The organism is Citrobacter amalonaticus, from assembly GCF_001559075.2.
Taxonomy (GTDB): domain Bacteria; phylum Pseudomonadota; class Gammaproteobacteria; order Enterobacterales; family Enterobacteriaceae; genus Citrobacter_A; species Citrobacter_A amalonaticus_F.
Genome location: NZ_CP014015.2, coordinates 2,682,414 through 2,703,641 on the forward strand (window position 1 = coordinate 2,682,414; position 21,228 = coordinate 2,703,641).

General features: G+C 54.8%; 21 protein-coding genes and 1 other annotated feature. Of the genes, 17 read left to right on the forward strand and 4 right to left on the reverse strand.

Annotated features, from left to right (window positions below; genetic code table 11):
- Window positions 1-70: 70 nt before the first annotated feature.
- The 5 genes from AL479_RS13015 (at window position 71) to AL479_RS13035 (ending at window position 4,412) form a co-directional block, all read left to right on the forward strand.
- Window positions 71-898 carry a DUF2877 domain-containing protein gene (locus tag AL479_RS13015; protein WP_105291755.1) on the forward strand — a complete coding sequence of 276 codons (828 nt, stop codon included), beginning with the start codon at window positions 71-73 and terminating at the stop codon, window positions 896-898.
- Window positions 855-1,790 (forward strand): HTH-type transcriptional activator AllS, encoded by a 936-nt coding sequence (gene allS / locus AL479_RS13020; protein WP_061076351.1) that lies wholly within the window; start codon window positions 855-857, stop codon window positions 1,788-1,790. Before AL479_RS13015 ends, allS begins: the two co-directional genes overlap by 44 nt.
- 125 nt (window positions 1,791-1,915) lie before the next feature.
- The gene (locus AL479_RS13025) at window positions 1,916-2,776 is read left to right on the forward strand and encodes a small-conductance mechanosensitive channel MscS (protein WP_061076352.1); all 861 of its coding nucleotides are present in this window, start codon (window positions 1,916-1,918) and stop codon (window positions 2,774-2,776) included.
- Window positions 2,777-2,920: 144 nt separating this feature from the next.
- The gene (gene argO, locus AL479_RS13030; protein ID WP_061077976.1) at window positions 2,921-3,556 is read left to right on the forward strand and encodes an arginine exporter ArgO; all 636 of its coding nucleotides are present in this window, start codon (window positions 2,921-2,923) and stop codon (window positions 3,554-3,556) included.
- Window positions 3,557-3,671: 115 nt separating this feature from the next.
- On the forward strand, window positions 3,672-4,412 hold the full coding sequence (locus AL479_RS13035; protein ID WP_061076353.1) for an oxidative stress defense protein: 741 nt from the start codon (window positions 3,672-3,674) through the stop codon (window positions 4,410-4,412).
- 97 nt (window positions 4,413-4,509) lie between these two features.
- Here the strand turns inward: AL479_RS13035 and ettA are convergent, their stop codons facing one another.
- Window positions 4,510-6,177, reverse strand: coding sequence for an energy-dependent translational throttle protein EttA (gene ettA / locus AL479_RS13040; RefSeq protein ID WP_061076354.1), 1,668 nt, complete (start codon window positions 6,175-6,177; stop codon window positions 4,510-4,512).
- Between the two features lie 337 nt (window positions 6,178-6,514).
- On the opposite strand from ettA, the gene sltY reads away from it, so the two are divergent.
- Together sltY and trpR are read left to right on the forward strand one after the other, a co-directional pair.
- Complete coding sequence (gene sltY / locus AL479_RS13045; RefSeq protein WP_061076355.1) at window positions 6,515-8,452, forward strand: murein transglycosylase; 1,938 nt, start codon at window positions 6,515-6,517, stop codon at window positions 8,450-8,452.
- A 57-nt stretch (window positions 8,453-8,509) separates the two neighbouring features.
- Window positions 8,510-8,836, forward strand: coding sequence for a trp operon repressor (gene trpR / locus AL479_RS13050; RefSeq protein WP_046497355.1), 327 nt, complete (start codon window positions 8,510-8,512; stop codon window positions 8,834-8,836).
- Between the two features lie 93 nt (window positions 8,837-8,929).
- Here trpR and yjjX read toward each other — a convergent pair whose 3' ends face one another.
- Window positions 8,930-9,445 carry an inosine/xanthosine triphosphatase gene (gene yjjX / locus AL479_RS13055; RefSeq protein WP_061076356.1) on the reverse strand — a complete coding sequence of 172 codons (516 nt, stop codon included), beginning with the start codon at window positions 9,443-9,445 and terminating at the stop codon, window positions 8,930-8,932.
- Window positions 9,446-9,494: 49 nt separating this feature from the next.
- Here yjjX and gpmB point away from each other — a divergent pair, with 49 nt between their 5' ends.
- Window positions 9,495-10,142 carry a 2,3-diphosphoglycerate-dependent phosphoglycerate mutase GpmB gene (gpmB, locus tag AL479_RS13060; protein ID WP_061076357.1) on the forward strand — a complete coding sequence of 216 codons (648 nt, stop codon included), beginning with the start codon at window positions 9,495-9,497 and terminating at the stop codon, window positions 10,140-10,142.
- Here gpmB and robA read toward each other — a convergent pair.
- On the reverse strand, window positions 10,139-11,008 hold the full coding sequence (robA, locus tag AL479_RS13065; protein WP_061076358.1) for an MDR efflux pump AcrAB transcriptional activator RobA: 870 nt from the start codon (window positions 11,006-11,008) through the stop codon (window positions 10,139-10,141). The two genes, gpmB and robA, sit on opposite strands and share 4 nt — an antisense overlap.
- A 211-nt stretch (window positions 11,009-11,219) precedes the next feature.
- Between robA and creA the strand changes: the two genes are divergently transcribed.
- From creA to creD, 4 genes are read left to right on the forward strand one after another with little or no spacing between them, the layout of a single operon-like run.
- On the forward strand, window positions 11,220-11,693 hold the full coding sequence (creA, locus tag AL479_RS13070) for a protein CreA (protein WP_061076359.1): 474 nt from the start codon (window positions 11,220-11,222) through the stop codon (window positions 11,691-11,693).
- Between the two features lie 12 nt (window positions 11,694-11,705).
- Complete coding sequence (gene creB / locus AL479_RS13075) at window positions 11,706-12,395, forward strand: two-component system response regulator CreB (RefSeq protein WP_061076360.1); 690 nt, start codon at window positions 11,706-11,708, stop codon at window positions 12,393-12,395.
- Window positions 12,395-13,819 carry a two-component system sensor histidine kinase CreC gene (gene creC, locus AL479_RS13080; protein WP_061076361.1) on the forward strand — a complete coding sequence of 475 codons (1,425 nt, stop codon included), beginning with the start codon at window positions 12,395-12,397 and terminating at the stop codon, window positions 13,817-13,819. The genes creB and creC overlap by 1 nt, the downstream gene beginning before the upstream one ends.
- 58 nt (window positions 13,820-13,877) lie before the next feature.
- Window positions 13,878-15,245 (forward strand): cell envelope integrity protein CreD, encoded by a 1,368-nt coding sequence (gene creD, locus AL479_RS13085; RefSeq protein ID WP_105291756.1) that lies wholly within the window; start codon window positions 13,878-13,880, stop codon window positions 15,243-15,245.
- A 66-nt stretch (window positions 15,246-15,311) separates the two neighbouring features.
- Here the strand turns inward: creD and arcA are convergent, their stop codons facing one another.
- Window positions 15,312-16,028, reverse strand: coding sequence for a two-component system response regulator ArcA (arcA, locus tag AL479_RS13090; RefSeq protein WP_001194359.1), 717 nt, complete (start codon window positions 16,026-16,028; stop codon window positions 15,312-15,314).
- Between the two features lie 95 nt (window positions 16,029-16,123).
- Here arcA and yjjY point away from each other — a divergent pair, with 95 nt between their 5' ends.
- The 5 genes from yjjY to thrB all read left to right on the forward strand — a co-directional run bounded on the left by yjjY (window position 16,124) and on the right by thrB (window position 21,226).
- A complete protein-coding gene (gene yjjY, locus AL479_RS13095) occupies window positions 16,124-16,264 on the forward strand; it encodes a protein YjjY (RefSeq protein WP_042998021.1) in 141 nt (46 codons plus the stop codon).
- 398 nt (window positions 16,265-16,662) lie between these two features.
- A complete protein-coding gene (locus AL479_RS13100) occupies window positions 16,663-17,349 on the forward strand; it encodes a tRNA/rRNA methyltransferase (protein ID WP_061076362.1) in 687 nt (228 codons plus the stop codon).
- A 336-nt stretch (window positions 17,350-17,685) separates the two neighbouring features.
- Window positions 17,686-17,751, forward strand: coding sequence for a thr operon leader peptide (gene thrL / locus AL479_RS13105; RefSeq protein ID WP_001386572.1), 66 nt, complete (start codon window positions 17,686-17,688; stop codon window positions 17,749-17,751).
- Window positions 17,687-17,807, forward strand: a sequence feature (Thr leader region). (Overlaps the previous gene by 65 nt.)
- 25 nt (window positions 17,808-17,832) lie before the next feature.
- Window positions 17,833-20,295 carry a bifunctional aspartate kinase/homoserine dehydrogenase I gene (gene thrA / locus AL479_RS13110; protein WP_061076363.1) on the forward strand — a complete coding sequence of 821 codons (2,463 nt, stop codon included), beginning with the start codon at window positions 17,833-17,835 and terminating at the stop codon, window positions 20,293-20,295.
- Between the two features lies 1 nt (window position 20,296).
- Window positions 20,297-21,226, forward strand: a complete 930-nt coding sequence (gene thrB, locus AL479_RS13115) for a homoserine kinase (RefSeq protein ID WP_061076364.1) — start codon at window positions 20,297-20,299, stop codon at window positions 21,224-21,226.
- The last annotated feature ends 2 nt before the right edge of the window (window positions 21,227-21,228 follow it).

A 21,228-nucleotide genomic window follows, 5' to 3' on the forward strand; every position in this document is an offset into this window, starting at 1 on the left:
GGGCCTACGGATCTGCGTCAATCGTAGGCCGGATAAGGTGAAGCCGCGATCCGGCATTTCGGAGCAACCTATGTTCATTCTCAATGCCCTGGCCTGCGCCGGGCTTTATCGACTTCCAGAGGGTGAATGGACGCTGCACAGTCGCTTCTCGCAGGCGATCAATTTCAGCCATGCAAATGGCGAATTACTGACGTTATACCGCTACGGTAAAGGCATGGGGCCGACCGGCGTACTGTTGAGTCGTACACAGTTTTCCCGCCTGACGACGGTTTCGCGCCTGTGCAAAACCGGGGATCTGCTGACCGGGCAGGGGGTAACCCTTCGCCCCCAGCGCCAGCTCAGGCTGCAACTGACTCCTTCCGCCATCGCACTGCTCGACCTGTCTTCTTGTGTCCAGCAAACGGGTTTGGGGGGCACACTCAATCAGCCACTCCATACCCTGTCGTGCTATTCAGAGATCGTTGCCGGGCTGGAGCGTTGGGCGAAGGGCGCCGCGCCTGACTGGCGCTGGCTTATCGGACGAGGCCCCGGACTCACGCCCAGCGGTGATGATATGCTTACGGGAATGCTGGCGGTCTTTATTGCTGCCGGGATACCGGTTCACCTTTTTTTACCCCCGGCGGATCAACTTGCGCGGCTGACAACTTCGGTAAGCTGTAGCTATCTTAATAGCGCCAGAGTGGGCGAATTTTCGACGCCGGTGTTGGGGGTGATGCGCAGCTTGCATACCGGGCGTGACGCAGGCCACGCACTTCGTCGTCTGCTCACGGTGGGGCACACCTCCGGCGCTGACACTGTGTTAGGGATTGCGCTGGCGCAACGCTGGTTGCAGATGGCTGACTCAAGGGGAAAGCATGCTCGATCAGGAAACAATACGCACATTTATTCGGGTAGCTGAAACGGAGAGTTTTTCCCGCGCTGCCAGCTCACTGCATAAAACGCCTGCGGCAATCAGCTACCGCATCAAAACGCTCGAGGAGCAGGTGGGGACGCAGCTCTTTTTACGAACCACGCGTTCCGTCAGCCTGACGTTGGCCGGTCAGCATCTGCTCGAACATTGTCGCCAGTGGCTAAACTGGCTGGACGCCATGCCTGATGAGTTGCAGCAGATTAATGCGGGCGTTGAGCGTCAGGTTAATATCGTCATCAACAATTTGCTCTATCAGCCGCAGACGACCGCCGATTTACTGACGTGGCTGCATCAACAATTTCCCTTCACCCGTTTCCAGATCTCCCGCCAGGTCTATATGGGCGTGTGGGATTCGTTGCTGTATGACGACTATCAACTGGCGATTGGCGTGACCGGTTCCGAATCGCTGTCAAACAACATTTCGCTGCTGCCGCTGGGGGACATTAGCTGGCAGTTTGTGGTGGCGCAGAATCACCCGCTGGCCAGCCATCCGGCAACGGTGTTATCGGATGATATGCTGCGTCGCTACCCCGCTATCAATATTGAAGATACGTCGCGCACGCTCACCCGTCGCGTGGCCTGGCTGCTGAGCGGACAAAAGGAAATTAAAGTCCCGGATCTCAGCACCAAGCTGGCCTGTCACTTAAGTGGCCTGGGCGTCGGTTTTTTACCGGAACGTCTGTGTCGACCTTACGTAGAATCCGGTGCACTGGTGGCTCGTTCGGTGGTGAACCCTCGCCAGCCGTCACCGCTCTCTATCGCCTGGAAGAATGCCGGAAGTGGAAAAGTGGTCAGTGAAATCGCCGCAATTTTTAAACAAAAACATGTGCTGGTGGGGGGATTTTTGCGGATGGTCGATCGTCCCGCAGAACGGCAATAGTCGTGATATCCAGAATTGGAACATAACGAAAATGGCATATTCACCCATTATTGTTTACCTTTAACGGGGTGTTTTCGTGAGATTGATCTCATTTGCTCTGATTTGTTATGACCAAGGAACATGTAATGGAAGATTTGAATGTTGTCGACAGCATCAACGGTGCGGGGACCTGGCTGGTCCGCAACCAGGAATTGCTGTTGAGCTATGCCGTCAACATCGTGGCGGCAGTGGCCATTGTTATTGTCGGGATGATCGTGGCGCGCCTGGTGTCGAATACGGTTAACCGCCTGATGGTGGCGCGTCATATCGATGCTACCGTGGCAGACTTTCTCTCCGCGCTGGTGCGCTATGGAATTATTGCCTTCACGCTGATTGCCGCACTGGGCCGGGTAGGGGTACAGACGGCGTCGGTGATTGCGGTGCTCGGTGCCGCCGGTTTAGCGGTCGGTCTGGCGTTGCAGGGATCGTTGTCTAACCTTGCCGCAGGCGTTCTGCTGGTCATGTTCCGTCCGTTCCGTGCCGGTGAGTATGCGGATCTGGGCGGCGTTGCCGGGACGGTGCTGAATGTGCAGATTTTCTCCACCACCATGCGAACCGTGGACGGTAAAATTGTCGTGATCCCGAACGGTAAAATCATTGCCGGCAATATCATCAACTTTTCCCGCGAGCCGGTACGCCGTAATGAATTTATTATCAGCGTCGCTTACGACTCTGATATCGATAAGGTGAAACAGATCCTCACCGGGATTATCGAGTCAGAAGATCGCATTCTGAAAGATCGCGAAATGACGGTGCGTCTGAATGAGTTGGGCGCGTCGTCGATTAACTTTGTGGTGCGCGTCTGGAGCAACAGCGGCGATCTGCAAAATGTGTACTGGGACGTGCTGGAGCGGATTAAGCGTGAGTTTGATGCCGCTGGAATCAGCTTCCCGTATCCGCAGATGGACGTGAATTTCAAACGTGTGAAAGAAGGCGCGGCAGAATAATGGTATGCCGGATGCGCACCGTGGCATCCGGCAACCTTCCCTCGTCATTAATTTCCCTAATCCGCGATTAATATTATCCATTTCCGCTAATAATCATCCCGCGCTATAGTCTGCGCTATAGAGACAACGCTCAGGATGATTACCGTGATATCGTATTATTTTCAAGGTCTTGCGCTTGGCGCAGCCATGATACTTCCGCTCGGCCCGCAGAATGCTTTTGTGATGAATCAGGGGATTCGTCGCCAGTATCACATCATGATTGCGCTACTGTGCGCCGTCAGCGATCTGCTGCTGATTTGCGCCGGGATTTTTGGCGGCAGCGCATTACTGATGCAGTCGCCGTGGTTGTTGGCGCTGGTCACCTGGGGCGGTGTCGCCTTTTTGCTGTGGTACGGCTTTGGCGCCTTAAAGACGGCGATGAGCAGCAATCTGGAACTGGCCAGCGCGGAAGTGATGAAGCAGGGGCGCTGGAAGATTATCGCCACCATGCTGGCGGTGACATGGCTGAATCCACACGTCTACCTGGATACATTCGTGGTGCTGGGCAGTCTGGGTGGACAACTGGATGTCGAACCCAAACGCTGGTTCGCGCTCGGCACCGTCAGCGCCTCCTTCTTGTGGTTCTTCGGTCTGGCGTTGCTGGCGGCGTGGCTTGCGCCGCGACTGCGCACGGCTAAAGCGCAGCGGATCATCAATACGCTGGTCGGTCTGGTGATGTGGTTCATCGCTTTTCAACTGGCAAAAGAAGGCGTTGCGCATGTTCACGCCTTGTTCAACTAAGCGCCAGTCCGTTACGCTCCAGGCGTTGTCTGATGGACAACGCACTATTTCGCGCTAAGCTTGCCTGCATGCGCCCTGAAATTTGGGGCAATTTACGTAACATGGAGGAGCGACAGTGAAGTTCAAAGTGATGGCCCTGGCGGCATTAGTGGGATTCAGTGCAATGTCGGTGCAGGCAGGCGAATTGCCTGACGGACCGCACATCGTGACTTCCGGGACGGCAAGCGTGGACGCTGCACCTGATATTGCCACGCTGGCAATTGAGGTTAATGTTGCGGCGAAAGACGCAGCGACGGCGAAGAAACAGGCTGATGAGCGCGTTGCGCAATACCTTTCTTTCCTTGAGCAAAATCAGGTCGCGAAAAAAGACATCAGCTCAGCGAACCTGCGCACTCAACCGGATTACGACTATCAGAATGGGAAAAGCGTTCTGAAAGGGTATCGTGCGGTACGTACTGTCGAAGTGACGCTGCGTCAGTTAGATAAACTCAACCCGCTGCTGGACGGCGCGTTGAAAGCGGGGCTGAACGAAATTCGTTCCGTTTCGTTGGGCGTGGCGCAACCGGATGCTTATAAAGACAAAGCGCGTAAAGCGGCGATTGATGATGCTATTCATCAGGCGCAGGAACTGGCGGCCGGTTTTAACAGCAAACTGGGTCCGGTTTACAGCGTGCGTTACCATGTCTCGAACTATCAGCCAAGCCCGATGGTGCGGATGATGAAAGCGGATGCGGCACCGGTGTCAGCGCAGGAAACTTACGAGCAGGCGGCGATTCAGTTTGATGATCAGGTCGATGTGGTGTTCCAACTGGAACCTGCAGCGGGTCAGCAACCGGCAACGGCTAAAGCGCAATAATCGAAAATGCCGGATGGCGCTGCGCTTATCCGGCCTACAGATACGCGTCCTGTAGGCCGGATGAGGCATTTGCGCCACCATCCGGCAATCTTACTGATTACTTCGCGATACGTTTGTACTTGATACGCTTCGGCTCCAGCGCGTCTGCGCCCAGCGTGCGTTTCTTGTACTCTTCGTATTCAGTGAAGTTACCTTCGAAGAACTCCACTTTCCCTTCATCCTGGTAGTCCAGAATGTGGGTGGCGATACGGTCAAGGAACCAACGGTCGTGCGAGATAACCATTGCGCAACCCGGGAACTCCAGTAGGGCGTTTTCCAGCGCGCGCAGGGTTTCGATATCCAGGTCGTTGGTCGGTTCATCGAGCAGCAGCATGTTGCCGCCAACCTGTAACAGTTTCGCCAGATGCAGACGACCACGCTCACCGCCAGACAGTTCGCCGACGCGTTTGCCCTGATCAACACCTTTGAAGTTAAAGCGGCCCACATAGGCGCGACTTGGCATTTCGGTGTTGCCGATCTTCATGATATCCAGCCCGCCGGACACTTCTTCCCACACGGTTTTGCTGTTATCCATGGCATCACGGAACTGATCGACGGAAGCCAGCTTAACGGTTTCACCCAGCGTAATGGTGCCGCTGTCTGGCTGTTCCTGACCGGACATCATACGGAACAGGGTGGATTTACCCGCGCCGTTCGGACCGATGATCCCGACGATTGCGCCTTTCGGTACGGAGAAGCTCAGATCGTCAATCAGCACGCGGTCGCCGTAGGATTTACGCAGGTGGCTGACTTCAACGACTTTATCGCCCAGACGCGGTCCAGGTGGAATAAACAGTTCGTTGGTTTCGTTACGTTTCTGGTATTCAGTGCTGTTCAGCTCTTCAAAGCGTGCCAGACGGGCTTTGCCCTTAGACTGACGGCCTTTCGCGCCCTGACGAACCCACTCCAGCTCTTTCTCGATAGATTTACGGCGCGCCGCTTCCTGAGAGGCTTCCTGCGCCAGACGCTGATCTTTCTGCTCAAGCCAGGAGGAGTAGTTACCTTCCCACGGAATACCTTCGCCGCGGTCAAGTTCGAGGATCCAGCCTGCGACGTTATCGAGGAAGTAACGGTCGTGGGTAATCGCCACCACGGTGCCTTCGAAGTCGTGCAGGAAGCGTTCCAGCCAGGCCACAGATTCTGCATCCAGGTGGTTGGTCGGTTCGTCGAGCAGCAGCATGTCAGGTTTTTCTAACAGCAGACGGCACAGTGCGACACGGCGACGTTCACCCCCGGAGAGGGTCGCGATTTTGGCGTCCCAGTCTGGCAGACGCAGGGCGTCGGCAGCGCGCTCCAGTTGCACGTTCAGGTTATGACCGTCGTGCGCCTGAATGATCTCTTCAAACTTGCCCTGTTGCGCGGCCAGTTTATCGAAGTCGGCATCCGGTTCGGCATATTTCGCGTAAACCTCATCCAGACCTTTCAGTGCGTTGACCACTTCCGCCACCGCTTCTTCAACAGACTCGCGTACGGTGTGTTCAGGGTTAAGCTGAGGTTCCTGCGGCAGGTAACCAATTTTGATGCCAGGCTGCGGGCGGGCTTCGCCTTCAATATCTGTATCGATGCCCGCCATGATGCGCAGCAGGGTGGACTTACCGGCACCGTTAAGGCCCAGTACGCCGATTTTTGCGCCAGGGAAGAAGCTCAGCGAGATGTTTTTAAGAATATGACGTTTCGGCGGAACGACTTTGCCGACACGATGCATGGTATAAACGAATTGGGCCACGTTGGACTCGCCTCTGTATTTATCGTGATGAATATACCCGTCATACTTCAAGCTGCATGTGCGTTGGCTGCACTCGTTCACCCCAGTCACTTACTTATGTAAGCTCCTGGGGAATTTACTCCCTTGCCGCCTTCCTGCAACTCGAATTATTTAGGATATAGATGTTTTCAGAGGCGAAGTGTAGCCTTTTTCCCTTCTCAATCCCAGCCAGCAGATCTCACTCGCAGTAAAAGTAAAAAAGTGTCCGCGACGTGGCGTAAATGCCAATGACTGGTTAGCATGAAATCATTAGGCGGCATGAGGCTGCAACGACGTATCATATTTAGAGGAAGAGCTTGTGGACAAAGCCCAACGATTTACCAGGCGTCTTATTGCCGCCGGTGTGTGCCTGCTGACGCTAAGTCAGGCTGCGCGAGCCGATTCACTGGATGAACAGCGTAACCGTTACGCACAAATTAAGCAGGCCTGGGATAACCGACAGATGGATGTCGTGGAGCAGATGATGCCGGGCCTGAAGAATTACCCCCTGTATCCCTATCTGGAATATCGGCAAATCACCGATGATCTGATGAATCAGCCGACCGTCACGGTGACCAACTTTGTCCGTGCCAACCCAACCCTGCCGCCAGCGCGTACGCTGGAATCGCGTTTCGTAAACGAGCTGGCGCGGCGTGAAGACTGGCGCGGATTATTAGCGTTTAGCCCGGAGAAGCCGAGAACCACCGAGGCGCAGTGCAATTACTATTACGCGAAGTGGAATACCGGGCAAACGGAAGAGGCCTGGCAGGGGGCGAAAGCGCTGTGGCTGACCGGTAAAAGCCAGCCCAATGCCTGTGACAAACTGTTCAGCGTCTGGCGCGCGTCTGGTACACAGGATCCGCTCTCTTACCTGGAGCGTATTCGCCTGGCGATGAAAGCGGGCAATACCGGACTGGTGACGGTACTGGCCGGGCAGATGCCGGCAGAGTACCAGACGATTGCGTCAGCGATTATCTCACTGGCGAACAATCCGAACAGCGTCATGACCTTTGCGCGCACCACCGGTGCGACCGATTTCACCCGTCAGATGGCCGCGGTGGCCTTTGCCAGCGTCGCTCGTCAGGATGCGGAAAACGCACGTCTGATGATTCCGTCACTGGTGCAGGCGCAGCAGTTGAATGAAGATCAAACCCAGGAATTGCGCGATATCGTCGCCTGGCGATTAATGGGCAACGACGTCACCGACGAGCAGGCGAAATGGCGAGACGACGCGATTATGCGCTCGCAGTCCACCACGCTGGTGGAGCGTCGGGTGCGCATGGCGCTCGGGACTGGCGATCGCCGTGGCCTGAACACCTGGCTGGCGCGTCTGCCGATGGAAGCGAAGGAGAAGGACGAATGGCGCTACTGGCAGGCCGATTTGCTGCTGGAGCGGGGACGGGAAGCGGAAGCAAAAGAGATCCTGCATGCGCTGATGCAGCAGCGCGGTTTCTACCCGATGGTGGCAGCGCAGCGTCTGGGAGAAGAGTACGTTCTGAAAATTGATAAAGCGCCGGGCGATGTGAATAACGCGTTGACTCAGGGAGCGGAAATGGCCCGCGTTCGCGAACTGATGTACTGGAATATGGATAACACCGCCCGCAGCGAATGGGCGAATCTCGTCACCAGCCGGACGAAGACGGAGCAGGCGCAACTGGCGCGTTATGCCTTCAATAATCAGTGGTGGGATCTGAGCGTGCAGGCGACGATCGCCGGTAAACTCTGGGATCATCTGGAGGAGCGCTTCCCGCTGGCGTATCAGGATCTCTTTACCCGCTATACCCGCGGCAAAGATATTCCGCAAAGCTATGCGATGGCGATCGCGCGTCAGGAAAGCGCCTGGAACCCGAAGGTGAAATCGCCGGTCGGCGCCAGCGGGCTGATGCAGATTATGCCAGGTACCGCGACGCACACGGTGAAGATGTTCTCTATTCCGGGTTACAGCAGCCAGAATCAGTTACTGGATCCGGAAACCAATATCAACATCGGCACCAGCTACCTGCAGTACGTCTATCAGCAGTTTGGCAATAATCGGATCTTCTCGTCAGCGGCTTACAACGCCGGACCCGGGCGCGTGCGTACCTGGCTTGGCAACAGCGCGGGACGGATCGACGCCGTGGCGTTTGTCGAGAGTATTCCCTTCTCGGAAACGCGTGGCTATGTGAAGAACGTGCTGGCTTACGATGCTTACTATCGCTATTTCATGGGGCAGAAAGACACCCTGATGAGCGATTCTGAGTGGCAGAGACGTTATTAATCTGGTGGGTTATGTTATGATTTGTACTCGTGTGTGAGTACAACAGGGCGGCATAACATGACCCAGCATTCCCCTTATTCATCGGCGATGGCCGAACAACGTAATCAGGAGTGGCTTCGTTTTGTGGAGTTGCTCCGCCAGTCTTACGCAGAGGATCTGCACTTACCGCTGTTGCAACTGATGCTGACCCCGGATGAGCGCGAAGCGCTGGGGACGCGTGTACGCATTATCGAAGAGTTATTACGTGGCGAAATGAGCCAGCGCGAGCTTAAAAACGAGCTGGGTGCAGGGATTGCCACTATTACCCGCGGCTCTAACAGCCTGAAATCTGCCCCGGTTGAATTGCGTCAGTGGCTTGAAGCCGTATTGTTGAAAAACGCCTGAAAAGCGTTTTCGTAGGCCTGATAAGCGTAGCGCCATCAGGCCCGCAGCCGCACCATCGCCGGATGACGACGTCGTCTTATCCGGCCTACACTCTCACTGATAAATCGCGTTATGAAACGGGCTGAGCGCCAGAATCACCGCCTGGTGGTAGACGCTGGCGCGCGTCAGTTTCCCGGCGGTAAACACGCCAATCGCCCCTTCTTTTCGGCCAATCTTATCGATACCTGTGTAGTGTGACATCACCGGGCCCAGCGCTTCACCCTCGCGCACTTTTTCAAGGATCACCGCAGGCAGCGGCAGCGTTGCAGAACGCGCTTCACCGCGCTGGGTTGCGTTTTCGACAACCACCCAACTGAAGGTTGCGTCTTCATCAATACCCGCTTCGATGGCTACCCAGAAGTCGGCATCGGGGCGCGCACGACGAGCGTTTTCGACCCGATTCCGTGCGCCAGCACGCGTTTCAGGACTTCCGAAGGGTTGTTCCGGTACGCCGCTATCGACGTCCACGGACTCAATATGGCAGGATCCTTCACCGAAGATCTCGTTAAATGCCTGCAGAATTGCCTGAATTTTGGCGGGATTGGTGGTTGCTGAGACAACATGGTGCATAATTAAGCTCGATTTTATAAAAACTCTTTGCAGTATACGGAAAAATAGCATGTTACAGGTATACCTTGTTCGCCACGGTGAAACGCAGTGGAACGCCGAGCGACGCATTCAAGGCCAGTCCGACAGTCCGCTGACCGCTAAAGGTGAGCAACAAGCTATGCAGGTAGGTGACCGCGCGAAAAGCCTCGGTATCACCCACGTTATTAGTAGCGATTTGGGACGTACCCGCCGCACCGCTGAAATCATCGCCCAGGCCTGTGGTTGTGATGTCACCTTAGATGCTCGCCTGCGCGAGCTGCACATGGGCGTGCTGGAAAAACGTCATATTGATACCCTGACCGAAGAAGAAGAGAACTGGCGTCGCCAGTTAGTCAACGGCACCGTCGACGGACGTATTCCCGAAGGGGAGTCGATGCAGGAGCTGAGCGATCGTGTTCATGGCGCGCTTGCCGCGTGCCTGGATCTGCCGCAGGGGAGTCGTCCGCTGTTGGTCAGTCATGGCATTGCGCTGGGCTGTCTGGTCAGTACGATTCTGGGGCTTCCTGCCTATGCTGAACGCCGCTTGCGCCTGCGTAATTGCTCGATTTCGCGGGTGGATTATCAGGAAAGCCTGTGGCTGGCGCCGGGATGGGTGGTTGAAACGGCAGGGGACATCTCGCATCTGGACGCCCCTGCGTTGGATGAGCTACAGCGCTAACGGCGAATCGGAATCAGGAATTCGCAGCGCAGGTTAATAGGGCGGTCACCGGCTTTGGCATCTTCAGCCGGGTAGTACCGCTCGATATCCTGGCCCTTACGGCGTGTCAGGTTCAGGAGCGGCATGCAGGTACCATAGACCGTCAGGATGAACTCCTGAACGCCCGTTCCCAGTCCCTCGTAAGTAAACATCACATACTCGCCGCCCTGTAACAGCACCGGTTGTGCCGACTGTACGTAACCGTTGGCTTGATCCTGCGGCAGCGCTGTGGTGTAGAACACTTCCTGCTCGTCATCTTTTTCATGACTGGGACGCGTTTCGTTCAGGCCATAGAGTACTGGCGGAATTGTTGGCGCGTGGCCGAGGAAATCGTGCCAGAACTGATAGCGCATTTCGTGGCGGAAATCGGAAATTTGTTCCAGCGAACACGAGTAACTCTGTGTGACACCCAGCAGTTGCATATCTTCCAGAGTGACAAACTTATGTTCAGGCATGGCAAATTCGCCCAGACGCAGAGGCGGGCGAATACCGTATGCGCTCCATTCCGGTGAACGGCGATACAGTGCAGGCGTCTGGGAAAACTGTTTCTTAAAGGCGCGGGTGAACGTTTGTTGAGAGTCGAAGCGGTACTGCAGGGCAATATCCAGAATCGGACGAGCCGTCAGGCGAAGCGCAACGGCGGATTTCGATAAGCGGCGCGCGCGGATATACGCGCCAATCGCATGGCCCGTCACGTCCTTAAACATTCTCTGCAGGTGCCACTTGGAATAACCCGCTTTCGCCGCCACATTATCAAGCGACAGGGGTTGATCCAGATGACCTTCCAGCCAGATTAATAGGTCGCGAATAATGCCGGCCTGATCCATAAAATATCCTCATCCTTTCAACTACAAACACCTGACATCAGATTATTGGATAATAGCATTTTTTGCTGTTTTAGCATTCAGTGTTTTTTTTGCGCATTAATGCTTTTTTTGGATTCGATAAAACGAGATTATTGTAATCCTGTGATCTGTAAACAGTTTCTTTTACAATGTCGAATAATTGCGCAGCGTAAAATTTAATAATGGTAACAATATGAAATACAAGAGTTTAATCCTTTCCTCCCTGTTGGTCATGCTGGCACCGCTGGCATCTGCCGAGCAGATCGGTTCCGTCGATACGGTGTTTAAGATCTTTGGACCAGATCATAAAATTGTCGTGGAGGCGTTTGACGATCCCGATGTTAAAAACGTGACCTGCTACGTCAGTCGTGCCAAAACCGGTGGCATAAAAGGCGGGCTGGGGCTGGCAGAAGATACTTCTGATGCCGCCATCTCCTGCCAGCAGGTAGGACCGGTAGAACTGAGCGACAGAATCAAGAACGGTAAAGCGCAGGGCGAAGTGGTCTTTAAGAAACGCACCTCGCTGGTCTTCAAATCCTTACAGGTCGTGCGTTTCTATGATGCCAAACGCAACGCGCTGGCCTATCTGGCCTATTCCGACAAGGTGGTCGACGGGTCGCCGAAAAATGCCATTAGCGCGGTACCTATCATGCCGTGGCGCGAATAACAGGGAAGCATTATGCAGCAGGTGTCGGTCTGGCTGGTGGAAGATGAGCAGGGTATCGCGGATACCCTGATTTATATGCTCCAGCAGGAAGGGTTTTGCGTGGAAGCCTTTGAGCGCGGGCAGCCCGCGCTGGATAAAGCGCGTCATCAGTGCCCGGATGTGGCGATTCTCGATGTCGGGTTGCCGGATATCAGCGGCTTTGAGCTGTGCCGACGATTGCTGGAATACCATCCGGCATTACCGATCCTCTTTCTGACGGCGCGCAGTGACGAGGTGGATCGTCTGCTGGGGCTGGAAATCGGTGCCGACGATTACGTCGCCAAACCGTTTTCGCCGCGGGAAGTCTGCGCCAGAGTCCGCACGCTGCTACGTCGGGTGAAGAAGTTTTCCACGCCGTCGCCTGTTGTCAAAACCGGCCATTTTGAGCTGAATGAACCGGCTGCCGAAGTGGCCTGGTTTGGCACGCCCCTGTCGCTCACGCGCTATGAGTTTTTGCTGCTGAAAACGCTGCTGTTATCCCCAGGGCGTGTCTATTCGCGCCAGCAACTGATGGATATCGTCTGGGCCGATGCGCAGGATACATACGACCGGACGGTCGATACGCACATCAAAACGCTGCGCGCCAAACTGCGCGCTATCAACCCGACGCTCTCGCCGATCAACACGCATCGTGGGATGGGCTACAGCCTGAGGAGCCTCTGATGCGCATTGGCATGCGTTTGCTGTTGGGCTATTTCCTGATTGTCGCTGTTGCCGCGTGGTTTGTTCTCTCTATTTTTGTACAGGAGATTAAACCTGGCGTACGGCGCGCAACAGAAGGGACGCTGATCGATACCGCCACGCTGCTGGCGGCGCTGGCGCGTGACGATCTCCTGTCGGGTAACCCGGCGCATGGCCAACTGGCGCAGGCGTTTACGCAACTGCATAACCGTCCCTTTCGTGCCAACATCAGCGGAATCAATAAAGTCCGCAACGAGTACCATGTTTACATGACGGATGCGCAGGGCAACGTGGTGTTTGACTCCGTCAATAAAGCGGTCGGGCAGGATTACTCTCGCTGGAACGATGTCTGGCTAACGCTGCGTGGACAGTATGGCGCGCGCAGTACGCCGCAGGATCCCGCCGATCCGGAAAGCTCGGTCATGTATGTTGCTGCGCCGGTTGTCGACAGCGGAAAGATCATCGGCGTGCTCAGTGTGGGAAAACCCAATGCCGCGATGGCGCCGGTGATTAAACGCAGCGAACGGCGGATCCTTTGGGCCAGCGCGATTCTGCTTGGCATTGCGCTGATGATTGGCGCCGGGATGGTCTGGTGGATTAACCGTTCGATTGCCCGCCTGACGCGCTATGCGGATTCCGTAACCGAAAACCAGCCGATGCCGCTGCCCGAACTGGGCAGCAGTGAGTTGCGCAAGCTGGCGCAGGCGCTGGAGAGTATGCGTCTGAAGCTGGAAGGCAAGAATTACATCGAACAGTACGTGTACGCGCTTACCCACGAGCTGAAGAGTCCGCTGGCAGCCATTCGCGGCGCGGCGGAAATTCTGCGGGAAAATCCGCCTCCGGACATTGTTAAGCGCTTTACCGACAATATTCTCAGCCAAAATGCGCGGATGCAGGCGCTGGTTGAAACCTTGCTGCGCCAGGCGCGGCTGGAAAACCGTCAGGATATTGCCCTCTCTCCGGTTGCGGTCGATGAACTGTTTGCGCAAATCAGCGACGCGCGCGCTATTCAACTGGCGACGAAGGCGATATCGCTGGAGATTGTGTCCTCGGCGTTAAGCGTCTCTGCGGAGCCGGCGCTGCTGGAACAGGCGTTGGGTAACCTGCTGGACAATGCCATTGATTTCACCCCGGCAGGCGGAGCGATCACCCTCAGCGCACAGGCGCATGCAGAGACGGTGACGCTGACGGTGGCCGATACCGGTACAGGCATTCCTGATTTTGCCTTACCGCGGATATTTGACCGCTTTTACTCACTGCCGCGTGAGAATGGCCTCAAAAGCAGCGGTTTGGGACTGGCGTTCGTCCGCGAAGTGGCGCGACTGTTGAAGGGGAGTGCGGAATTACGTAACCGGCCGGAAGGCGGCGTCGAGGCCACGCTCACACTTCACCGTCACTTCACATAACTTCAAATTCCCCCCACATAGCGTGCGTACTCTGCGGGTATTGCATAAGGAGAACGCTATGTTGAAATCCCCCCTGTTCTGGAAAATCGTCACCTTAGGTGGCGCGATTGTGTTGCTGCTGATCCCCCTGATGATGGTCCGGCAGATTATTGTGGAACGTGCTGATTATCGTGATGCGGTGGAAGATGCGATTCGGCAGAGTACCAGCGGACCGCAAAAAGTGGTCGGTCCGCTAATTGCCGTACCCGTGACCGAGTTATACACCGTGCTGGAAAATGAGAAAGAGGTGCAGCACAGGCGCAGTTTTATCCACTTCTGGTTGCCGGAGTCGCTGATGGTGGAGGGGAACCAGAATGTCGAACCGCGAAAAGTGGGCATCTACGAAGGGCAGGTCTGGCATACCGATGTTACGCTGAAAGCGGAGTTTGATGCCGCGCGACTGAGTGAACTGAACCGGCCCAACGTAACCCTTGGAAAACCGTTTATCGTGGTTGGTGTGGGCGATGCGCGGGGGATTGGCGTGGTGAAAGCACCGAAGGTGAACGGAATGGCGCTTGCCGTCGAACCGGGGACGGGATTAACGGACCGCGGGGAGGGGCTCCACATTCCGCTTCCGGATGCGCAATGGGCGATGCGCGATGTGAACCTGGCGATGTCACTCAATTTAAGCGGTACCGGCTCTTTCTCGGTGGTTCCGGTGGGGCGCAGCAGCCAAATGACGCTCACCAGCAACTGGCCGCATCCCAACTTCCTCGGTGATTTTCTACCCGACAAGCGCGAAATCAGCGTGTCAGGGTTTCAGGCGCAGTGGCAAAGCAGTTGGTTTGCCAATAACCTGGGCGATCGGTTTGTGGATGCGCGAAAAGACGGGTGGTATAACCTGCCGTCATTTAGCGTCGCGGTTGCCACTCCTGCCGATCAGTATCAACTGACGGATCGGGCGACGAAGTATGCCATTCTGCTGATTACACTGACATTTATGGCTTTCTTCGTGTTCGAAACATTGACGGGTAAAAAATTGCATCCGATGCAGTATCTGCTGGTGGGGCTGTCGCTGGTGATGTTTTATTTGCTGTTGCTGGCGCTCTCAGAACACATTGGTTTCACCCAGGCATGGATTGTCGCAAGCCTGGTGGGCGCGTTGATGAACGGGGTTTATCTCCAGGCGGTGCTACAGGGTTGGCGTAGTAGCGTGGTCTTCACTCTGGCATTGTTAGCGCTGGATGGCGTGATGTGGGTACTGCTGCGCTCGGAAGACAGCGCGCTGCTGTTAGGGACGAGTGTGCTGTTGTTGGCGCTGGGGAGCGTGATGTTCTTGACGCGACATCTGGACTGGTATGCGTTCTCGCGCGCGAAACCGACACCAACACCGACAGCGCCGAAACCGTCCGCACCCGTGGACGATGCGCTACGCGTCTGGAAGTGAATTTAGCAAAAAGCAGATAAGAAAAACGGCGCATTGAGCGCCGTTTTTTTGACGGTGGTAACCCGATTAATCCTGCAGATCGCCACAAAAACGGTAACCTTCACCGTGAATAGTCGCGATAATTTCCGGCGTATCCGGCGTGGATTCGAAATGCTTACGAATACGGCGGATGGTCACGTCAACGGTACGGTCATGCGGTTTCAGCTCACGACCGGTCATTTTCTTCAGCAGCTCAGCACGAGACTGGATCTTGCCCGGGTTCTCGCAGAAGTGCAGCATGGCACGGAACTCACTGCGCGGCAGTTTGTACTGCTCGCCATCAGGCCCGATCAGAGAACGGCTGTTGATGTCCAGTTCCCAACCGTTGAACTTGTAGCTTTCAACGCTACGGCGTTCTTCGCTGACGGTACCCAGGTTCATGGTACGAGACAGAAGGTTGCGGGCACGGATAGTCAGTTCGCGCGGGTTAAACGGCTTGGTGATGTAATCGTCTGCGCCGATTTCGAGGCCGAGGATTTTATCGACTTCGTTATCGCGGCCAGTCAGGAACATCAGCGCAACGTTAGCCTGCTCGCGCAGTTCACGCGCCAGCAGAAGACCGTTTTTGCCTGGCAGGTTGATATCCATGATCACCAGGTTGATGTCATATTCAGAGAGGATTTGATGCATTTCCGCGCCATCAGTCGCTTCGAATACATCATAGCCTTCCGCTTCGAAAATACTTTTTAACGTGTTGCGTGTTACCAACTCGTCTTCAACGATAAGAATGTGCGGGGTCTGCATGTTTGCTACCTAAATTGCCAACTAAATCGAAACAGGAAGTACAAAAGTCCCTGACCTGCCTGATGCATGTCGCAAATTAACATGATCGGCGTAACATGACTAAAGTACGTAATTGCGTTCTTGATGCACTTTCCATCAACGTCAACAACATCATTAGCTTGGTCGTGGGTAGTTTCCCTCTGGACCCGACAGTGTCAAAAACGGCTGTCATCCTAACCATTTTAACAGCAACATAACAGGCTAAGACGTACCGGACACCCAATAAAACTACGCTTCGTTGACATATATCAAGTTCAATTGTAGCACGTTAACAGTTTGATGAAATCATCGTATCCAAATGCTAGCTTTCATCACAAAATTGCAATAATCCAACTAGTTGCACAGGATAACTAATTAACACGGCGAATCCTATGAATGAGATTCATTTTAAATCAAATTATCTCTGATAAACAGAAGGATATACTGTTTCTGTTAACATAAAAAACTTTAGTAAAGTAAGGAAACAGTTTAGCGTCTTTTATGGAAGGTGAAACGGTTTTCCACTGATTTTCGTTAAAATTTTGTAAATTCGCTCCGCGTAATATCTTGACATAGTTCACACAATTGCCTGCGGACAGGTATAAAGAGTAGAAAAATGCGCATTACTATTATCCTCGTCGCTCCCGCCAGAGCGGAAAACATTGGTGCCGCGGCACGCGCCATGAAAACCATGGGATTCACGCAGTTGCGTATCGTTGACAGTCAGGCGCATCTTGAACCCGCTACGCGTTGGGTGGCGCATGGCTCCAGCGATATTATTGATAATATTGCCGTTTTCCCGACCCTTGCGGATGCGCTTGTTGATGTTGATTTTACCGTCGCTACCACGGCGCGCAGTCGGGCAAAATTTCACTACTACGCGACGCCGGCGGAACTGGTTCCGCTGCTGGAAGAAAAATCGGCCTGGATGAATCACGCCGCGCTGGTTTTTGGTCGTGAAGATTCCGGACTGACTAACGATGAACTGGCGCTGGCGGATGTTCTGACCGGCGTGCCAATGGTTGCAGATTATCCTTCATTGAATCTGGGGCAGGCGGTGATGGTCTACTGCTATCAATTAACAAATTTAATGCAACAACCCGCTAAAGAAGTCGATTCATCTGATGAATTTCAGTTACAGGCATTACGCTCGCGCATCATGACTCTATTGACCACTCTGGAGGTTGCAGATGACATCAAACTGGTCGACTGGCTGCAACAGCGTCTGGGGCAATTAGGGCAGCGAGACACGGCAATGTTGCACCGCCTGGTCCATGATATCGAAAAAAATGTCACAAAATAATAATTTGTCTTTAGTTTTCTTTATGGTGATAACTGCTAATTTCAAGAGGGGTTATCCTGCGGGTTTGGTTGAAAATAAACCCTTCGCCAGCAGCTCATGAACAAGTTTCGTCAGGTGAGTAAATCAAATATTTATTGACTTAGGTCACCAGATACTTTAACCAATATAGACATACAGCACAGACAGATTACCCGTCATACTTCGAGTTGCATGTGCGTTGGCTGCTTTTGTTCGCCCCAGTCACATAGTTTTCTATGCTCCAGGGGCTTCACGCAATTGCCGCCTTCCTGCAACACGAATTATTTAGGGTAAATAATTACAGAGTACACAACATCCATGAAACGCATCAGCACCACCATTACCACAACCATCACCATTACCACAGGTAACGGTGCGGGCTGACGCGTACAGGAAACACAGAAAAAAGCCCGCACCTGAACAGTGCGGGCTTTTTTTTCGACCAAAGGTAACGAGGTAACAACCATGCGAGTGTTGAAGTTCGGCGGTACATCAGTGGCAAATGCAGAACGTTTTCTGCGGGTTGCCGATATTCTGGAAAGCAATGCCAGGCAGGGGCAGGTAGCGACCGTTCTTTCTGCCCCCGCTAAAATTACCAACCATCTGGTGGCGATGATTGAAAAAACCATCGGAGGTCAGGACGCATTACCCAATATCAGTGATGCCGAACGTATTTTTGCCGAACTTCTGACCGGACTCGCCGACGCCCAGCCGGGCTTTCCGCTGGCGCAGTTGAAGGTGTTTGTTGAGCAGGAATTTGCCCAAATCAAACATGTGCTGCATGGGATCAGCCTGCTCGGACAGTGTCCGGACAGCATTAATGCTGCGCTCATCTGCCGTGGCGAAAAGATGTCGATCGCCATCATGGCGGGGTTACTGGAAGCGCGCGGCCACCACGTTACCGTTATTGACCCGGTCGAAAAACTGCTGGCGGTGGGGCACTACCTCGAATCCACCGTCGATATCGCCGAATCGACTCGCCGCATCGCCGCCGGGCGTATTCCCGCAGACCACATGGTGCTGATGGCCGGTTTCACTGCCGGTAATGAGAAGGGTGAACTGGTGGTGCTGGGGCGCAACGGCTCTGATTATTCTGCTGCGGTTCTGGCGGCCTGCTTACGTGCCGACTGCTGCGAGATCTGGACAGACGTCGACGGTGTATATACCTGCGACCCGCGCCAGGTACCTGACGCCAGGTTGCTGAAATCGATGTCTTATCAGGAAGCGATGGAGCTTTCCTATTTCGGCGCAAAAGTGCTTCACCCTCGTACCATTACCCCCATCGCGCAGTTCCAGATCCCTTGCCTCATCAAAAATACCGGTAACCCGCAGGCGGCAGGCACGCTGATCGGCGCCAGCCGCGATGAAGACGATCTGCCGGTGAAGGGGATTTCCAACCTCAATAATATGGCGATGTTCAACGTCTCCGGTCCTGGTATGAAAGGGATGGTGGGGATGGCGGCGCGCGTGTTTGCGGTGATGTCCCGTGCGGGAATTTCCGTGGTACTGATTACCCAGTCATCCTCTGAGTACAGCATCAGCTTCTGCGTGCCGCAGGCCGACTGCGCCCGCGCACAGCGTGCCTTGCAGGATGAATTCTATCTCGAGCTGAAAGAGGGCGTGCTGGAACCGCTGGCAGTTACTGAACGGCTGGCGATTATCTCCGTCGTTGGGGATGGTATGCGGACGCTGCGCGGTATTTCGGCGAAATTCTTTGCCGCACTGGCGCGCGCTAATATCAATATCGTGGCTATCGCTCAGGGCTCCTCCGAGCGTTCCATTTCGGTAGTGGTCAATAACGACGATGCCACGACGGGCGTACGCGTCACCCATCAGATGCTGTTCAATACCGATCAGGTGATTGAAGTGTTTGTCATTGGCGTCGGCGGGGTAGGCGGCGCGTTACTGGAGCAGCTTAAGCGCCAGCAAACCTGGCTGAAGAAAAAACATATCGACCTGCGCGTGTGCGGCGTGGCGAACTCCAGAGCGCTGTTGACCCACGTGCATGGCCTGAACCTGGAAAACTGGCAGGCCGAACTGGCTGAAGCGAAAGAGCCGTTCAATCTCGGTCGCTTAATCCGCCTGGTGAAGGAATATCACCTGCTGAACCCGGTGATTGTGGACTGTACTTCCAGTCAGGCGGTGGCCGATCAGTATGCGGACTTCTTGCGTGAAGGATTCCATGTGGTCACGCCGAACAAAAAGGCGAATACCTCGTCGATGGATTACTACCATCAGTTGCGTTTCGCTGCCGCGAAGTCACGGCGCAAATTCCTCTATGACACTAACGTGGGGGCCGGTCTGCCGGTGATCGAAAACCTGCAAAACCTGTTGAATGCGGGCGATGAATTGCTGAAGTTCTCCGGTATCCTGTCTGGTTCGCTGTCGTTTATTTTCGGTAAGCTCGATGAAGGCATGACCCTCTCTGAAGCGACCCGCATCGCGCGTGAAATGGGTTATACCGAACCCGATCCGCGTGACGATCTTTCGGGGATGGACGTGGCGCGTAAGCTGCTGATCCTCGCCCGTGAAACCGGACGCGAGCTGGAACTGTCTGACATCGTCATTGAACCGGTGTTGCCGCAAGCGTTTGATGATTCAGGCGACGTTGACGCGTTCATGGCGAATCTGCCGCAGCTTGACGATGCCTTTGCCGCGCGGGTGGCAAAAGCCCGTGATGAGGGCAAAGTATTGCGCTATGTTGGCAACATCGAAGAAGACGGCGTCTGTCGGGTGAAGATTTCTGAAGTGGACGGTAACGATCCGTTGTACAAAGTGAAAAACGGCGAAAACGCGCTGGCGTTCTACAGCCACTATTATCAACCGCTGCCGCTGGTTCTGCGCGGTTATGGCGCGGGTAACGACGTCACGGCGGCAGGGGTGTTTGCTGACCTGCTGCGCACCCTTTCATGGAAGCTAGGAGTCTAACATGGTTAAAGTTTATGCCCCGGCTTCCAGTGCCAATATGAGCGTTGGATTCGATGTGCTCGGGGCGGCGGTGACACCCGTTGATGGCTCACTGCTGGGCGACGTGGTAACAGTTGAGGCGGCAGACAGTTTCAGCCTGAATAATCTGGGCCGCTTCGCCGACAAGCTACCACCAGAACCGCGTGAAAATATTGTGTACCAGTGCTGGGAGCGTTTTTGTCAGGAACTGGGTAAACCCATTCCGGTGGCAATGACGCTGGAAAAGAACATGCCGATCGGCTCCGGATTAGGTTCCAGCGCCTGCTCGGTGGTGGCGGCACTGGTCGCGATGAATGAGCACTGCGGCAAGCCGCTGAATGACACGCGTCTGCTGGCGATGATGGGCGAACTGGAAGGGCGTATCTCCGGCAGCATTCATTACGATAACGTTGCGCCGTGTTTCCTCGGCGGTATGCAGTTGATGATCGAAGAAAACGGCATTATCAGTCAGCAGGTGCCAGGCTTTGATGAGTGGCTGTGGGTGCTGGCCTATCCAGGCATTAAGGTCTCCACGGCAGAAGCGCGGGCGATCCTGCCTGCGCAATATCGTCGCCAGGATTGCATTGCCCACGGGCGTCACCTGGCCGGGTTTATTCACGCCTGCTATTCCCGTCAGCCTGGGCTTGCGGCGAAACTGATGAAGGATGTGATTGCCGAACCGTATCGCGAACGTCTGTTGCCTGGTTTTGCTCAGGCGCGTCAGGCCGTCGCGGAAATTGGCGCGCTGGCCAGCGGTATTTCCGGTTCAGGGCCGACGCTGTTTGCGCTCTGCGATAAAACGGAGACGGCGCAACGCGTGGCGGACTGGCTGGGCAGTCACTACCTGCAAAATCAGGAAGGCTTTGTTCATATTTGCCGGCTGGACACGGCGGGCGCACGAGTACTGGGATAATT

Excerpts from the sequence above, each read along its gene's own strand:
- creD (WP_105291756.1), top strand. The coding sequence starts at position 13,878 with ATGTTGAAATCCCCCCTGTTCTGGAAAATCGTCACCTTAGGTGGCGCG.
- allS (WP_061076351.1), top strand. The coding sequence starts at position 855 with ATGCTCGATCAGGAAACAATACGCACATTTATTCGGGTAGCTGAAACG.
- AL479_RS13015 (WP_105291755.1), top strand. The coding sequence starts at position 71 with ATGTTCATTCTCAATGCCCTGGCCTGCGCCGGGCTTTATCGACTTCCA.
- creB (WP_061076360.1), top strand. The coding sequence starts at position 11,706 with ATGCAGCAGGTGTCGGTCTGGCTGGTGGAAGATGAGCAGGGTATCGCG.
- yjjY (WP_042998021.1), top strand. The coding sequence starts at position 16,124 with ATGACTAAAGTACGTAATTGCGTTCTTGATGCACTTTCCATCAACGTC.
- trpR (WP_046497355.1), top strand. The coding sequence starts at position 8,510 with ATGACCCAGCATTCCCCTTATTCATCGGCGATGGCCGAACAACGTAAT.
- creC (WP_061076361.1), top strand. The coding sequence starts at position 12,395 with ATGCGCATTGGCATGCGTTTGCTGTTGGGCTATTTCCTGATTGTCGCT.
- yjjX (WP_061076356.1), bottom strand. The coding sequence starts at position 9,445 with ATGCACCATGTTGTCTCAGCAACCACCAATCCCGCCAAAATTCAGGCA.
- AL479_RS13100 (WP_061076362.1), top strand. The coding sequence starts at position 16,663 with ATGCGCATTACTATTATCCTCGTCGCTCCCGCCAGAGCGGAAAACATT.
- thrA (WP_061076363.1), top strand. The coding sequence starts at position 17,833 with ATGCGAGTGTTGAAGTTCGGCGGTACATCAGTGGCAAATGCAGAACGT.
- gpmB (WP_061076357.1), top strand. The coding sequence starts at position 9,495 with ATGTTACAGGTATACCTTGTTCGCCACGGTGAAACGCAGTGGAACGCC.
- arcA (WP_001194359.1), bottom strand. The coding sequence starts at position 16,028 with ATGCAGACCCCGCACATTCTTATCGTTGAAGACGAGTTGGTAACACGC.
- AL479_RS13025 (WP_061076352.1), top strand. The coding sequence starts at position 1,916 with ATGGAAGATTTGAATGTTGTCGACAGCATCAACGGTGCGGGGACCTGG.
- robA (WP_061076358.1), bottom strand. The coding sequence starts at position 11,008 with ATGGATCAGGCCGGCATTATTCGCGACCTATTAATCTGGCTGGAAGGT.
- thrB (WP_061076364.1), top strand. The coding sequence starts at position 20,297 with ATGGTTAAAGTTTATGCCCCGGCTTCCAGTGCCAATATGAGCGTTGGA.
- creA (WP_061076359.1), top strand. The coding sequence starts at position 11,220 with ATGAAATACAAGAGTTTAATCCTTTCCTCCCTGTTGGTCATGCTGGCA.